Here is a 13,643-nt window from a genome sequence, read left to right on the forward strand (position 1 = left end):
ATTGTGCTCCATTTTCACTAGCCACGTACTATCAACGGGTCTTGCTGCAGGATTAATGGCTGCGCATCTGGCGAATACCCAAACAGCCTGATCAGTAGTCGCCTGTTATCTTTGATTGTGTCGCGTGCATGCAGGGCCTGGCTGTTGTTGATTAACAGCGCAGAGGTGGGCTGCAGAACGAATTCGTAACAATCTGCCTGATTCAATAGATCTTTCAATGACCAGTAGGATTGGCGCGCCAATTGGCTAGCTTTTTCGTGCACAGAGTACCGATAACTGTTGTAGCGCAAGGTGAAGTCACCTCGAGGGTCGAACTGGATGATGGAGTGTTCTAGCATGTCCTCGCTGTCGTCCTTGACGAAACATTCACTGCGACTGAAACAGAATGATTTCGATGAAAGCGCCAGTGCTTCAAGGCCGTTCAGTTTTGCAATTACATTGCGTACCGGTATCAATTTTGTCGGCTCTTGGGATGGGTTCCATCGGGCCGTCAGAATCAAGGCGCTGGGTGCTGGAGAGTGCCCGTTTTCGGCATTGATCGAACAGTTGTAAGGGGGCTCCGTGTGTGGCCCAAGCTCAAGCCCAGAATGAGAACTAAGCTCCGCTGTGACACTTCCGGTCTCACTGGGTAGGCCCACTGCACCGCCACCCTTGAAGTTCCCTACGATTCTTATCTGCTTGCTTTCATTGTCTATGTCGAAAGCGAATGATCTATAGTTGACAAGGCTCAAAAGAATCTGACTTCGAGAGCTCAAATAAAGAGTTGTTGGTTCATTGCAGATTATATCTATTGGCGGAAGAAATTTTGGCGCAGGGTCTTGCTCGGGCTCTCGCATTCCTGTGAATTCAATGGCGGCTGCTTTTCCGTTGCTGAAAAGTTCGAGCAGATCTCGTTGCGGGCGACCCATTAATCGCATCAGTGCCTGTGCATGGAAGATGGAAGTTTTTGCGCTACCTGCTACATCTGGGCCACCCATCGCACCGACTTGGCGGGCTGCGCAGTCCAGAAAATTGGCTTGCTGGTCATTGAGCTCGAACTGGATGACCTCAGTCGATCGTTGAGGCACGTTCCCTATCATTGTTTTTTTCCTTGTATGTAGGGGGAGGTGGAACTTTTTGTGAGTTCGCCGTTAATTTAGCCAGAGAATCTTACGCAGTGATGCAGGACCTGCTCCCTTGGTCATGTGAGGAATGTCCTCGGCAGTGGTAGGAATAGCCCTACGTATCCACCTCCGCCCCAGGGTTGGACTTCCCCGCCCGGAAACCGCAAAATGACCCACTTTCCTTAATCAACCTCTCCGGATCTGCTGACTCTATGCGTATGCGCCTAATGCTGTTGGGTGGTGGCAATGCCCTCGGGCAAGCGCTGATTCGTCTTGGGGCCGAGGAGGACATCGCATTCCTGGCGCCGCGCCCGCCCGAGAACGGCTGGACGCCGGAGAGCCTGACCCAGTTGCTTGACGACCATCGCCCCGATGCCCTGGTGAACCTGGCCTATTACTTCGACTGGTTCCAGGCCGAGTCGGTCAGCGAGCCGCGCCTGGCGCAGCAGGAGCGGGCAGTCGAGCGGCTGGCAGAGCTGTGCCAGCACCACCAGATCACCCTGGTGCAGCCTTCCAGCTACCGGGTATTCGATGGCTCGCGGGCCACTGCCTACAGCGAGAAGGACGAGCCCGTACCCCTGGGGCTGCGTGGCCAGGCCTTGTGGCGGATCGAGCAGAGCGTGCGTGCGGCGTGCCCGCAACATGTGCTGCTGCGCTTTGGCTGGTTGCTGGACGAAAGCATCGATGGCTCGCTCGGTCGTTTCCTCACCCGTGCCGAGCAACCGGCCGAGTTGCTGCTGGCCGATGACCGGCGCGGCAACCCCACCCCTGTGGACGATGCGGCCCGGGTGATCCTGTCTGTGCTCAAGCAACTCGATTGCAACGCGCCGCTATGGGGCACCTACCATTACGCCGGCAACGAGGCGACCACGCCGCTGGTGTTGGGCCAGGCGATCCTGGCCGAGGCCGGCCAATATCGCCAGCTGGCAGTGCAGGCACCCACGGCGCAAGCGCATGCCGCCCGGCCGGATGCCAGCGAAGAGCCGCAGCATGCCGTATTGGCCTGCAAGAAAATCCTTCATACCTTTGGCATCAAGCCGCGTGCCTGGCGCGCCGGCTTGCCGCCCCTACTGGACCGTTTCTACCGCCATGGCTGATGCCCCCATCCTGATCACCGGCGGTGCCGGCTTCATTGGTTCCCACCTGTGCGATGCGTTGTTGGACAAAGGCTACGCCGTACGCATTCTCGATGACTTGTCCACTGGCCGGCGGGACAACCTGCAGGTCGACCACCCAGGGCTGGAACTGATCGAAGGCGATGTCGCCGATGCTGCTCTGGTCATGCGGGCTGCGGCAGGTTGCAGTGCCGTGGTGCACCTGGCCGCAGTGGCTTCGGTGCAGGCCTCGGTCGAAGATCCGGTGCGTACCCACCAGAGCAATTTCATCGGCACCCTCAATGTTTGTGAAGCCATGCGCGTGCACGGTCTGCGCCGGGTGGTGTTCGCCTCCAGTGCCGCCGTGTATGGCAACAATGGCGAGGGCGAGTCGATCGCCGAGGATACGCCCAAGGCACCGCTGACGCCCTATGCCGTGGACAAGCTGGCCAGTGAGCAATACCTGGACTTCTACCGCCGTCAGCACGGGCTGGAGCCGGTGGTGTTCCGCTTCTTCAATATTTTCGGGCCTCGCCAGGATCCGTCCTCGCCCTATTCCGGGGTTATCAGCATCTTCTGCGAGCGTGCTGTGCAGGGCCTGCCGATCACCGTGTACGGGGATGGCGAGCAGACCCGCGATTTCCTGTATGTAGGCGACTTGGTGCAAGTGATGGTGCAGGCACTGGAGCAGCCGCAGGTCGAGGAGGGTGCGGTGAACATCGGCCTCAACCAGGCAACGTCGATCAACCAGATGCTCGCGGCGCTGCAGAAAGTCGTGGGCAGCTTGCCAGCGGTGACCTACGCGGCGGCGCGTGCCGGTGATATTCGCCATTCGCGGGCCGATAACCAGCGCTTGCTGGCGCGGTTTGCATTCCCGCAGGCTACGCCGATGGTCGAGGGGCTGGCCCGGCTACTGGGTAAAAGCTGAAGTCACGGGCCAAGCGATGCCCTGCCTGCACGGCCTGTAGGAGCAACTGTCTTTCTCGAAATTTGAAAAGCCTGCGCGATTCATTGTGGGAGCGGGCGTGCCCGCGAAGCAGGCGACGCGGTGTCTGGCACCGGCTGCGCCGGTGTTCGCGGGCACGCCCGCTCCCACAGGAACCGTGTGATCTTCGAGTCCTGCATTTTGGCTGTTGATCTACACCCTCTTCGGCTGAGGCAACACCAGATCCAGCCAAGGATCGCCAGCCCTGAGCATCGCATTGAGTCGCACCAGGAAAACTCACACAGGGGTGTTCGCTGCGGGGATTGCGGTGAATGACAGCTTCTGCTCCTACTCGTGCTCTAGGCACCTGCGGCATTCAGCTTGTCATTCACCGCTCTCACTCAAAATTCTAAACCTCTCTCAAGACACAAGCGGCCTTGTGTCGCGACAGGGCTGCGCAGCAGCCCCGGGATCAGCCATGGCGCACCACCTTGCGCACGCAGTCCTCGGGGTTCAACATCTGCCCATCCAGGCTTCTCACCTGTAACGGTTCAAGTCCCTGCCCGCTAGCGGCGTCTACCAGCGCTGAACGCGTTTCACCCGCCTCGAACAAATACCGTTCCCCCCATTGGCGCAAACCCACCACCAGCGGAAATACCGCGCGCCCTTTCCCAGTCAGCACATATTCCTTGTAGGCACTGCCATCCGAGGCTGGCTGCAGCTCCAGCAAACCGCTTTCCACCAGCCATTTGAGCCGTGAGGCGAGGATGTTCTTCGCCAGCCCCAGATTCTTCTGAAACTCACTGAAGCGACGCAGGCCATCAAAGGCATCGCGAAGGATCATCAGCGCCCAGCGGTCACCCAGCACTTCCAAGGCCCGGGCGACGGGGCATTGCGCGTTGTTTGCATCGAGCATGGAGGCTCCTTGTCCTGAATGACTGGTTGCAGATTAAAACCACGTTTGTTAAATAGCCAGCAGGTAGTTTCAAAATGAAACCAGATTGACGAGGTCGGGCCATGCAACCTTCACTGACACGCTGGATAACGCTACTGCTTGCCACTGCCAGCGGCATGGCGGTGGCAACGGTGTACTTTGCGCAACCGTTGCTGGACTCGATGGCTGCCGACTTGGGGGTAGCGCGGCAGCAGATTGGTTGGGTGGTTGGTGCGACCCAGGCGGGCTACGCCTTGGGCTTGCTGTTGGTCGTGCCGCTGGGTGACCGGGTGAACCGCAAGCGCCTGCTGCTGGGCCAACTGCTGTTCTCGGCGCTGGCGCTGACGGCGGTCGGCATGGCGCCGAACTGGGCGGTGTTGCTGCTGGCGTTGACCATCACCGGGCTGATGGCCGTGATGGTGCAATTGATGGTGGCGCACGCTGCCAGCCTGGCCGCCCCCGGTCAGCAAGGGCAGGCGGTAGGTACCGTCACCAGTGGCGTGGTACTGGGTATTTTGCTGGCGCGGCTGGTCTCCGGCGGGCTGGCTGACCTGGCAGGTTGGCGCTGCGTGTACTGGATGGCTGCAAGCCTGTTGGTGGTGCTGGCCGCAGTAATGTGGCGCAGCTTGCCCGCCGTGCCTGCAACCCGGCATCGCACCAGCTTCCGCGCACTGATCGCCGGCCAGTTCAGCCTTTACCGGCACGACCGGCTGCTACGTCAGCGTGGGGTGTTTGGCGGGTTGATCTTCGCTGCATTCAGCGTGCTGTGGAGTGCCATGGTCATGCCCCTCAGCGCTGCGCCATTGGCGTTCAGCCATACCGAGGTCGGTCTGTTCGGCCTGGCAGGTGTAGCGGGCACGTTGGCCGCATCGCGTGCCGGGCGCTTGGCCGACCAGGGGCAGGGTGAGCGGACCACGGGGCTGGCGCTGTTGCTGCTGACGCTTTCATGGCTGCCCACGGCCATGCTCGGGCAATCCGTGATGGCGTTTGTCCTCGGCGTGCTGATGCTGGATTTTGCCGTGCAGGCGGTGCATGTCACCAACCAGACGGTGTTGCTGGCCGGGCGTGGCGAAATGGCCAGCCGCCTGATTGCGGCCTACATGTGCTGCTATTCGCTGGGGAGCGGGGTGGGGGCGGTGCTGGCGAACTGGTGTTATGCGCACTGGGGTTGGGTAGCGGTGTGCGGCCTGGGCCTGGCCATCAGCGCGGCGGCCCTGGCTTATTGGCTGTGGCTGCAACGCGCAAGGGCGGCCGGAGCCGCCCTGCAGTGTTCCGGTCAGAACTTGTAGCCTAGGCCGACCATGTACACCCATGGGTCGACATCCACGTCGACCTTGGTCTTGCTGTAGCCCAGCGCGGTGGGGCCGTTGACGCTGGCCTTGGTGTCGATGTCCACATACCAGACCGCGGCGTTGACCAGCAGGTTGTCCGTGAGCATGTAGTCCATGCCCAACTGGCCGGCGATACCTACCGAGTCTTGTAGCTTCAGGTTGCTGAAGCCCTGCTGCTTGCGGGCGCTGCTGAGGTCTTCATCGAAGAACAGGGTGTAGTTGATACCCACGCCGGCATACGGCTGGAACTTGGAGTTCGGTTCCATCGGGTAGTACTGCAGCGACAGTGTTGGCGGCAGTTGCTTGATGTCGGCCAGCTTGCCGTCCAGCCCGCCACCCAGGCCTTTTACGCCTACGGTGTGCTTGAACGGCGTAGCCGCCAGCAGCTCCAGGCCAACGTGGTCGGTGAGCATGTAGGCGAAGGCCAGGCCCAGCTGGGTGTCGCTGTCCAGTGTCGCCTTGGTGCCCGAAACCTTGTTGCCGTCGAATTTCAGGTCGCTGCTGCTCTCATTCGGCGCAGTGGTGATTGCACCGGCGCGAACGATGACATCACCCGCCTGGTGGGCGTGGGCAACAGGGGCGGCGAAGGCCAGTGCCGCGAATGCGGCCCCGAGCAAGGACTTGTTCATGGAAGCTCCCAGAGGACGTTAATAATCGAGTAGTCCAATGGTACGGATGGGTCTAAACAGAATGTTTGACCCAGCTCAACGAAGCGTCTTCATGAACCGGTAATAGCGCTCACTTCAGCTCATAAGCGTAGATTTTTTCGGCTTCCATCTGGTAGCCGGCATCGGCCAGTTCGCTGCTGGAGGCTTTGACCTGCATCTTTCCCTCGATCCAGTAGGGTTGATAAAGGTCTTCGACGCGCACGCCCATTTCGCTGAAAATGTGCACGATCTGGTTAGAGGGCGGTGGCGGCACATGGATGCACGCGCCGTAGTAAGGCACCAGCAGAAACTCGGTGGTGCGCCCCTCCTCGCTGACTTCCAGCGGCACGATATACCCGGGCAGTTTGACCTGCTGGCCATCGAGGCTTTTCACCACCGGCGCGTTCGGCGCCTGCTGCCGGGCTGCTGGCGCAGACTCGGCGGCCAGGGCGTTGCTCAATTGCGACATGTCGTGCAAGGGGGTGAGTTGCGGTGGAATGACCGGGGCGCCTTCCGGGATCAGCGCTGGCCAGTCGAGCTCCTTGGGTTCGGCCGCCCACAGCGGCATCGCTGCCGCAAGCAGCAGGATCAGCAGCGTTCGCAGTGCCGGCTTCTTCGCGGGTGAACCCGCACCTACACGGGGAACGCGACCCGATGTAGGAGCGGGTTTACCCGCGAAGCAGGCGGTGAGGTGTTTGATCATTACGCGCACTCATAGGTGTATGGACAGGCCATCGGCCAACGACTGCCGATAGGCGCGCCACGCTGGCACGCTGCCCATCAGCAGTGCAGCCCCCAGGATGATAGCCAGCAAGCTCCATTCATGAGCGCTCGGCAGCGCCAGCGGCAGGTACAAACCATAGTTGGCCTGTACATACCCCTGTGCCAGGGCGATACCCGCATACAGCAAGCCCAGCCCGGCGACGATGCCGACTGCCGCCAGTGACAGCGCCTCCAGCACCAGCAGCCCGGCGATATGCCACGGCCTGGCCCCTACGGAACGCAAGATCGCCATCTCCCGGCGGCGTTCGTTGAGGCTGGTGAGAATGGCCGTGAGCATGCCGATCAGGCCCGTGAGCACAACGAACAGCGAAACCACGAACAAGGCTTGTTCGGCCGTGCCCATCAGGCTCCACAGCTCCTGCAAGGCAACGCCAGGCAGGATCGCCAGCAGCGGTTCGTTGCGGTACTCGTTGATTTCCCGCTGCAGGCTGAACGTGGCGATCTTGTTGTTCAGGCCCAGCATGAACGCCGTGATGGCGGCAGGTTGCAGGTCCATGCTGCGTGCTTGCTCGGCGCTGATGCGCCCGGCGCCACGTGCCGGCACGCCATTGTGCCAGTCGATGTGGATCGCCTCCATGCCGCCCAGGCTGATGTGCAGGGTGCGGTCGACCGGTGTGCCGGTACGCTTGAGCACGCCCACCACGGTGAACGGTTTGTCGTCATGCTTGACCAGGCTGATTGCGGCCACACCGTGCGCCAGCACCAGCTTGTCCCCCAGTTTGTAATGCAGTGCCTCGGCCACTTCGGCACCCAGTACCACCTCGAACGGGTCACTGGCGAATTCGCGGCCCTGGCTCAGCTGCAGGTGCTGTTTGCGGCCGTACTGGTAATGCTTGAAGTAGTCGGCAGTGGTGCCCATTACCCGGTAGCCGCGGTGCGAGTCGCCCAGCGAGATCGGAATCGCCCACTTCACCCGTGGGTCATGGGCGTAGTGCTGAAAGCTGTCCCAGCGGATGTTGTTGGTGGCGTTGCCGATCCGGAATACCGAATACAGCAGCAGGTTCACCGAGCCCGAGCGCGCGCCCACGATCAGGTCGGTACCGCTGATGGTACTGGCGAAGCTGGCACGGGCCTCGGTCCGCACCCGCTCCACGGCCAATAGCAGGCATACCGACAGGGCGATGGCAAAGGCCGTGAGAAAAGCGGTGAAACGGCGGTTGGCCAGGCTGGCCAGGGCAAGGCGGAGCAGGTACATCAGGCCTCCACGGGCTTGGCGGCACGGTTGAGTTCGGCCAGCGACAGGTGGCGATCGAACAGCGGCGCCAGGCTCTGGTCGTGGCTGACGAACAGCAGGCTGGCACCAGCGGCCCGGCACTCATCGAACAGCAGGCGGATGAACACCTCACGGGTGTCGGCGTCCAGCGCCGAGGTCGGCTCGTCGGCGATCACCAACTCGGGTTGACCGATCAGCGCGCGGGCTGCGGCAACCCGCTGTTGCTGGCCTATCGACAGGCTGTCGGCACGGCGCGCCAGCAGTGCCGGGTCGCCCAGCCCCAGGTGGGCGAGCAGTTCGCCTGCCGCCTGGTGGACACTGCCATGGCGCTGGATGGCCCTTTCCGCCCGGCTGCGGGAGAAGCGGCATGGCAGTTCGACGTTCTCCCTTACCGACAGGAAGGGCAGCAGGTTGAACTGCTGGAAGATATAGCCGGTGTGGTCGACGCGGAACCGGTCGCGTGCACCTTGGCCCAGCGCGGCCAAGTCCTGGCCAAGCAGCCGGATTCGCCCTTGGTCCGCTCGGTTCACCCCGCCCAGCAGGCCCAGCAGGGTGGTCTTGCCACTGCCGCTGGGGCCTTTGAGAAACAGGGCCTCACCGGCTTGCAGGCGAAACGCCGGGATGTCCAGCAGCGGCGCCTGGCCGGGCCAGGCGAACACCAGGTCCTGCACGTCAATCAGTGCCTGACTCATCTCAGAACGCGACCATGGCCTTGGCGGGCGAGGTTTCAACGCCTTTCTGGCCGTTGGGGCCGATCAGCTGCACGTTGATTTTTTGCGTGGCTGGGAAGGCTTTGTACAGGGGAGCCAGGTCCAGCTGGGTGAGTTTCTCCGGGCTGGCGCATGTCAGCTGGTAGTGGGCATTGATATCGCTGTGCATGTGGCCCTTCTCATGCTCGTCACCGTCGTCGTCCGCTTTGGCGGCGTCACCGAACAACGGGCTTTCCAGCGCTTGCTGGTCTTCCTTGCAGCCGGCTGCCGAGGCCAGGCCGAACAGCTTCAACGGTTGTTCCAGCTGCTGGCGCACCGCGGCAACCTTGGCCTTGTCGGCGTCGCTGCTGGCAGCGTGCTCGAAACCAACCAGGTTCATGGCGGGGCTGTCCAGCTCCAGTTCCAGGGTATTGCCGTCGAGCACGACATTGAGCTTGGCCACGCCGTGTTCATGCGCGCCCAGGGTGCCATGGGCGTGGTCGTGATCATGGTCAGGGTCTTCGTGGGCATGGGCCACGGCCAGTGGCAGCAAAGCGAAGGGCAGGGCGAGCAACAGGCGACGCATGGGAGGCTCCGGGGCGGGCTGGATGATTGGGTTATGTTATAACAACTTTTCTGCGTCCTGCCAGCCCGCATGGCGCAGGTTTCATCTTGGGGTAGCATGGGCCATCGACCTTGCTCAAGGAATGCATCGTGAGAATTCGTGGACAGATTGGGGAATGGCCGGTGGACCTGACCATCGAGCTTGAGCCTGAAGAGTGGGCGCAGTTGGGGCGGCAGATTGATGTACCGGTGGTAGCGCAGGCCGCAGCAACACAAACCGTGGCGGCGCCGCGCCAGGATGACGGGCAATGGGTAGCAGCGTGTGATGTATTGCGCCTTGCCGGGCAAATGAGCGGGCCGCAGTTGCTGGACCGGCTGGAAGGGTTGGCGGGGAGCACGGCGGCGGGCAAGCGATTGCTGGTGCGCTTGCGGCACAGCAGTGATGTGAAGGTGGAAAGCGGCGTGGACGCGCCGGTTTATCACTGGGTGGGATAAGCCTGTATTGCCTGTGCTGGCCTCTTCGCGGGCATGCCCGCTCCCACAGGTATTGCACCAGTCTCGAGTTCGGTGGGTATCCTGTGGGAGCGGGCGTGCCCGCGAACGAGGGCGAAGCCCTCGCAATGCTTTTGGGCTAGAACATCGCCGCCGACAGCTTGCGACGATAAACCCCAACCAGCGGGTGATCGCCACCCAGCAGTTCAAAGACCTGCAGCATCGCCTTCTGCGGCAGCCCATTGTCATAGCTGCGGTTACGCTGGAACAGCTTCAGCAACCCTTCCAGCGCCGCCTCATACTGCTGGCGTGCCAACTGCTGGACGCTCAGCTGGTAGGCGGCTTCATCATCCTCAGGGTTCTGAGCCAGGCGGCTTTTCAGCTCCGCCACCTCCGGCAGGCTGGCCGCTTGGCGCAGGAAGGTCAGCTGGGCCTTGGCGCCGGCTAGTGCGGCCTTGTGCTCATCGCTCTTGACCGCGTCCAGTACCACCTGCGCCTCCCCCAGCTCGCCACGTTCGGCCAGGCAACGGGCGTACAGGATCAGTGCCTCGGCATTGCTGTTGTCTTCACCCAGCAGGGCCTGCAGCAGCGCTTCCGCTTCGGCGAAACGGCTTTCGGCGAACAGCGCCTTGGCCTGTTCCAGCGGCGATGCCTGCGGTGCGGCAGGCATTTGCACGTGCGGCTCGAGCATGGCGCGGATCGCCGATTCCGGCTGGGCACCGGCAAAGCCGTCCACCGGCTGGCCGTCCTTGAACAGCACAACGGTCGGCAGGCTGCGAATGCCGAACTGGGCGACCACCTGTTGTTCCACGTCGCAGTTGATCTTGGCCAGCAGCAGTTCGCCCTGGTAGCCCTCGGCGATCTTCGCCAGCAAGGGCATCAGTGCCTTGCATGGCGCACACCACTCGGCCCAGAAATCCACCAGCACCGGTTTGTGGAAGGAGTTCTCGATCACCAGCTGCTGGAAGGTGGCATCGGTAGCGTCGAAAATGTAAGGCGTGTCTTGGCTCATTGCGCTTCTCGCAAACTCGTGAATACCACCACTATAAGGTGTCGCGGCTGGCGTGGTACAGGCTGACCCGGCGGAATTCGTGCGGCTCGGCCAGGTCGGGCAGGGTCAGCGCTTCAAGTACCCCGAGCTGCTGATAGAGCGGGTGGCTGAAGTCGCGTACCCGCGAGTCGGCCACCAGGGCCTGGCGACCACGGCCAAGAAAAGCATCCAGAAGCGGCAGGTTGGCCCGGTCGTACAGCACGTCGGCGACCAGGATCAGGTCGAAGCGGTCGTCCTCGGCGAAGAAGTCGTCGCTGTAGCCCAGTTGCACCCCGTTCAGCGCGGCATTCGCGCGGCAGGCTTGCAGGGCCAGTGGGTCCAGGTCGCAGGCCACCACCTCCCGGGCACCCGCGCGGGCGGCAGCGATGCCGGCAATGCCGGACCCGGCGCCAAAGTCCAGCACCCGCTTGCCGGCCACCCATTCCGGGCGCTCGGCCAGGTAACGGGCCATGGCCAGGCCACTGGCCCAGCAGAAGCTCCAGTAGGGCGGGTCTTCGAGAATGCGCCGGGTTTCGTCGCTGCTGAAGGCGCGGTCCATGTTCTGGTCGTCGATCAGCCACAGTTTCAAGGCGCAGCCGGGCAGTTCGCTGACGACCAGCCGCGCTTCACCGATCAGGCCGCTGAGGGCCTGCTGCAGGGCGAGCGGTGCCACTCAGGGCGCCTTCTCGAAACGTAGCGGCCCGGTGGCCTGGGTCTGCGCCTGGGTGATGCGCAGCGGCGGCAGGTGCATGATCAGCTGGCCGGAGCGGCTGGCGCGGCCACGCAATTCCACGCGTGCGCCGGCCGGGAAGGCTTCGGGGTTGAAGCGCAGTTGGTAGGGCAGGGCCTGGCCGGTAGCGGTCAGGTTGCTGCTGGCCAGCAGGCGCTGCGGGCGGTCGCGTTCGTCGATCACCAGCAACGCCAGTTCCACGTCGGCGCCGGCCGGGATTTCCAGCAAAGTGCCGCTCAACTCGCGCTGGTAGGCCGGAAGCGGGCCGGGCGCTTCGGTGGTTTTGGCCACGCGGGCCGGTGCCGGCGCAACGGAGGTATCGGTCTTCGGCCTGTCGCTGCCGCAGGCGGCGAGCAGGGCGGCGCAGCACAGCACGACGAGCGCTCGGTAGTGCATGGAGGAGTCCTTAACGGGCAGATTTCCCATGGATGTTAACCCCTTTGGCTTGTCTTGCCAGTGCAATGCGCTACCATGGCCCTCCCTTTTTTTGTTGCCTGCCACCATGCACTGTCCCTTTTGCGGTGCCAACGACACCAAGGTCATCGACTCTCGCCTCGTCGCCGAGGGCGAGCAGGTGCGCCGCCGCCGCGAATGCGTGGCCTGTGGCGAGCGCTTCACCACCTTCGAAACCGCCGAGCTGGTGCTGCCCCGGCTGATCAAGCAAGACGGCACGCGCCAGCCTTTCGACGAAGACAAGCTGCGTGCCGGCATGCAGCGGGCGCTGGAAAAACGCCCGGTCAGCGTCGAGCGCCTGGAAGCGGCGCTGGCGCACATCAAGAGCCGCCTGCGTGCCACTGGCGAGCGCGAAGTCAAGTCGCTGGTGGTGGGTGAAATGGTCATGGCCGAGCTGCGCAAGCTCGATGAGGTGGCCTACATCCGCTTTGCCTCGGTGTACCGACGCTTCCAGGACCTCGACGAGTTCCGTGAAGAAATCGACCGCCTGGCCCGCGAGCCGGCCAAAGAGTGAACATGCCCAGCCAAGCCGCGATTCTTGACGCCCACTACATGGCGCGTGCGCTGGAGCTGGCGCGCAAAGGCCTGTTCACCACCCACCCGAACCCCCGTGTAGGCTGCGTGATCGTGCGCGACGGCGAAGTGGTCGGGGAGGGCTGGCACGTGCGCGCCGGTGAGCCACATGCCGAAGTGCATGCCCTGCGCCAGGCCGGGGAACGCGCCCGCGGCGCGTGTGCCTATGTCACCCTCGAGCCTTGCAGCCACCATGGCCGCACGCCCCCGTGCGCCGAAGCGCTGGTCAAGGCGGGTGTGGCCCGGGTGGTAGCGGCCATGCAGGACCCTAACCCGCAAGTCGCAGGGCGGGGGCTGCGGCGCCTGGCCGAGGCCGGTATCGAAGTGGCCAGTGGTGTGCTCGAGGCCGAGGCCCGCGCCCTGAACCCGGGCTTTCTCAAGCGCATGGAGCATGGCGTGCCCTACGTGCGCGCCAAGCTGGCCATGAGCCTTGACGGCCGTACCGCCATGGCCAGTGGTGAAAGCCAGTGGATCACCGGCCCGGCCGCGCGCTCGGCCGTGCAACGCCTGCGCGCCCGCTCCAGCGTGGTGCTGACCAGCGCCGCCAGCGTGCTGGCCGACAACGCGCGCATGACCGTACGGGGCAGCGAGTTGGGCCTGGATGCCGAAACCACCGCCCTGGCCCTCAGCCGCCCACCGCTGCGCGTGCTGGTCGATGGCCGCCTGCGCCTGCCGCTGGATGCGCCCTTCTTCCAGGCCGGCCCGGCCCTGGTGGTAACAGCTGTCGCAGATGACCCCGGTTATGCCGCTGCCGGCCACGAACTGCTGTGCCTGCCGGGTGACAATGGCCAGGTCGACCTGGTGGCGCTGCTGCACGCCCTGGGCGCGCGTGGCGTCAACGAAGTGCTGCTGGAAGCCGGTGCCAGCCTGGTCGGTGCCTTTGCCCGCCTTGGCCTGGTGGACGAGTACCAGTTGTTCGTCGCCGGTACCTTCCTCGGCTCCCATGCCCGCCCATTGCTGGACTGGCCGATGGAGCGGATGAGTGAAGCACCGCGGCTGAAAATTACCGAAATGCGCGCAGTGGGCGATGACTGGCGGGTCACAGCCGTGCCCCTGCCGGCGCCCGGCGTATAATGCCGGGC

16 protein-coding genes are annotated in these 13,643 nt (G+C 63.3%); 6 read left to right on the forward strand and 10 right to left on the reverse strand.

The window, feature by feature from the left end; translation table 11 throughout:
• Positions 1 to 17: 17 nt before the first annotated feature.
• On the reverse strand, positions 18 to 1,079 hold the full coding sequence (locus DMX12_RS07530) for a TauD/TfdA family dioxygenase (RefSeq protein ID WP_110676889.1): 1,062 nt from the start codon (positions 1,077 to 1,079) through the stop codon (positions 18 to 20).
• A 236-nt stretch (positions 1,080 to 1,315) separates the two neighbouring features.
• On the opposite strand from DMX12_RS07530, the gene DMX12_RS07535 reads away from it, so the two are divergent.
• A complete protein-coding gene (locus DMX12_RS07535; protein WP_110676891.1) occupies positions 1,316 to 2,200 on the forward strand; it encodes a sugar nucleotide-binding protein in 885 nt (294 codons plus the stop codon).
• Entirely contained in the window at positions 2,193 to 3,125 is a 933-nt protein-coding gene (locus DMX12_RS07540) for an NAD-dependent epimerase/dehydratase family protein (protein ID WP_110676893.1), read from the forward strand. Before DMX12_RS07535 ends, DMX12_RS07540 begins: the two co-directional genes overlap by 8 nt.
• A gap of 469 nt (positions 3,126 to 3,594) precedes the next feature.
• On the opposite strand, the gene DMX12_RS07545 is transcribed toward DMX12_RS07540, so the two are convergent.
• Positions 3,595 to 4,038 carry a helix-turn-helix domain-containing protein gene (locus tag DMX12_RS07545; protein WP_110676895.1) on the reverse strand — a complete coding sequence of 148 codons (444 nt, stop codon included), beginning with the start codon at positions 4,036 to 4,038 and terminating at the stop codon, positions 3,595 to 3,597.
• Positions 4,039 to 4,139: 101 nt separating this feature from the next.
• Here DMX12_RS07545 and DMX12_RS07550 point away from each other — a divergent pair, with 101 nt between their 5' ends.
• Entirely contained in the window at positions 4,140 to 5,345 is a 1,206-nt protein-coding gene (locus tag DMX12_RS07550) for an MFS transporter (protein ID WP_110676897.1), read from the forward strand.
• Here the strand turns inward: DMX12_RS07550 and DMX12_RS07555 are convergent.
• From DMX12_RS07555 to DMX12_RS07575, 5 genes are all read right to left on the reverse strand, one after another.
• Positions 5,333 to 6,016, reverse strand: coding sequence for an OmpW family protein (locus DMX12_RS07555; RefSeq protein ID WP_009685701.1), 684 nt, complete (start codon positions 6,014 to 6,016; stop codon positions 5,333 to 5,335). The genes DMX12_RS07550 and DMX12_RS07555 overlap by 13 nt on opposite strands.
• 109 nt (positions 6,017 to 6,125) lie before the next feature.
• Positions 6,126 to 6,638 carry a DUF3299 domain-containing protein gene (locus tag DMX12_RS07560; protein ID WP_033690955.1) on the reverse strand — a complete coding sequence of 171 codons (513 nt, stop codon included), beginning with the start codon at positions 6,636 to 6,638 and terminating at the stop codon, positions 6,126 to 6,128.
• A 108-nt stretch (positions 6,639 to 6,746) separates the two neighbouring features.
• Entirely contained in the window at positions 6,747 to 8,012 is a 1,266-nt protein-coding gene (locus tag DMX12_RS07565) for an ABC transporter permease (protein WP_110676899.1), read from the reverse strand.
• Positions 8,012 to 8,722, reverse strand: coding sequence for an ABC transporter ATP-binding protein (locus DMX12_RS07570; RefSeq protein WP_110676901.1), 711 nt, complete (start codon positions 8,720 to 8,722; stop codon positions 8,012 to 8,014). The genes DMX12_RS07565 and DMX12_RS07570 overlap by 1 nt, the downstream gene beginning before the upstream one ends.
• A gap of 1 nt (position 8,723) precedes the next feature.
• Positions 8,724 to 9,305: a DUF2796 domain-containing protein gene (locus tag DMX12_RS07575; RefSeq protein WP_110676903.1), complete on the reverse strand. Its 582-nt coding sequence runs from the start codon at positions 9,303 to 9,305 to the stop codon at positions 8,724 to 8,726.
• Between the two features lie 128 nt (positions 9,306 to 9,433).
• On the opposite strand from DMX12_RS07575, the gene DMX12_RS07580 reads away from it, so the two are divergent.
• On the forward strand, positions 9,434 to 9,778 hold the full coding sequence (locus DMX12_RS07580) for a hypothetical protein (protein WP_110676905.1): 345 nt from the start codon (positions 9,434 to 9,436) through the stop codon (positions 9,776 to 9,778).
• Positions 9,779 to 9,914: 136 nt separating this feature from the next.
• On the opposite strand, the gene trxA is transcribed toward DMX12_RS07580, so the two are convergent.
• The 3 genes from trxA to DMX12_RS07595 are packed head-to-tail and all read right to left on the reverse strand — an operon-like array spanning position 9,915 to position 11,931.
• Positions 9,915 to 10,787, reverse strand: coding sequence for a thioredoxin (gene trxA / locus DMX12_RS07585; RefSeq protein ID WP_009685707.1), 873 nt, complete (start codon positions 10,785 to 10,787; stop codon positions 9,915 to 9,917).
• 31 nt (positions 10,788 to 10,818) lie between these two features.
• Entirely contained in the window at positions 10,819 to 11,478 is a 660-nt protein-coding gene (locus DMX12_RS07590) for a methyltransferase (protein ID WP_009685708.1), read from the reverse strand.
• Positions 11,479 to 11,931, reverse strand: a complete 453-nt coding sequence (locus DMX12_RS07595) for a YbaY family lipoprotein (protein WP_110676907.1) — start codon at positions 11,929 to 11,931, stop codon at positions 11,479 to 11,481.
• 106 nt (positions 11,932 to 12,037) lie between these two features.
• Here DMX12_RS07595 and nrdR point away from each other — a divergent pair, with 106 nt between their 5' ends.
• Both nrdR and ribD read left to right on the forward strand, forming a co-directional pair.
• Complete coding sequence (gene nrdR / locus DMX12_RS07600) at positions 12,038 to 12,502, forward strand: transcriptional regulator NrdR (protein ID WP_009685710.1); 465 nt, start codon at positions 12,038 to 12,040, stop codon at positions 12,500 to 12,502.
• Positions 12,503 to 12,504: 2 nt separating this feature from the next.
• Entirely contained in the window at positions 12,505 to 13,635 is a 1,131-nt protein-coding gene (gene ribD, locus DMX12_RS07605; protein ID WP_110676909.1) for a bifunctional diaminohydroxyphosphoribosylaminopyrimidine deaminase/5-amino-6-(5-phosphoribosylamino)uracil reductase RibD, read from the forward strand.
• Positions 13,636 to 13,643 lie beyond the last annotated feature (8 nt).

The sequence above is a fragment of the Pseudomonas sp. MB-090624 genome (genome assembly GCF_003205245.1).
GTDB lineage: Bacteria > Pseudomonadota > Gammaproteobacteria > Pseudomonadales > Pseudomonadaceae > Aquipseudomonas > Aquipseudomonas juntendi.

Coding starts and splice junctions, on each gene's coding strand:
- DMX12_RS07530 (WP_110676889.1), bottom strand. CDS start 1,079: ATGATAGGGAACGTGCCTCAACGATCGACTGAGGTCATCCAGTTCGAG.
- DMX12_RS07535 (WP_110676891.1), top strand. CDS start 1,316: ATGCGTATGCGCCTAATGCTGTTGGGTGGTGGCAATGCCCTCGGGCAA.
- DMX12_RS07540 (WP_110676893.1), top strand. CDS start 2,193: ATGGCTGATGCCCCCATCCTGATCACCGGCGGTGCCGGCTTCATTGGT.
- DMX12_RS07545 (WP_110676895.1), bottom strand. CDS start 4,038: ATGCTCGATGCAAACAACGCGCAATGCCCCGTCGCCCGGGCCTTGGAA.
- DMX12_RS07550 (WP_110676897.1), top strand. CDS start 4,140: ATGCAACCTTCACTGACACGCTGGATAACGCTACTGCTTGCCACTGCC.
- DMX12_RS07555 (WP_009685701.1), bottom strand. CDS start 6,016: ATGAACAAGTCCTTGCTCGGGGCCGCATTCGCGGCACTGGCCTTCGCC.
- DMX12_RS07565 (WP_110676899.1), bottom strand. CDS start 8,012: ATGTACCTGCTCCGCCTTGCCCTGGCCAGCCTGGCCAACCGCCGTTTC.
- DMX12_RS07570 (WP_110676901.1), bottom strand. CDS start 8,722: ATGAGTCAGGCACTGATTGACGTGCAGGACCTGGTGTTCGCCTGGCCC.
- DMX12_RS07575 (WP_110676903.1), bottom strand. CDS start 9,305: ATGCGTCGCCTGTTGCTCGCCCTGCCCTTCGCTTTGCTGCCACTGGCC.
- trxA (WP_009685707.1), bottom strand. CDS start 10,787: ATGAGCCAAGACACGCCTTACATTTTCGACGCTACCGATGCCACCTTC.
- DMX12_RS07595 (WP_110676907.1), bottom strand. CDS start 11,931: ATGCACTACCGAGCGCTCGTCGTGCTGTGCTGCGCCGCCCTGCTCGCC.
- nrdR (WP_009685710.1), top strand. CDS start 12,038: ATGCACTGTCCCTTTTGCGGTGCCAACGACACCAAGGTCATCGACTCT.
- ribD (WP_110676909.1), top strand. CDS start 12,505: ATGCCCAGCCAAGCCGCGATTCTTGACGCCCACTACATGGCGCGTGCG.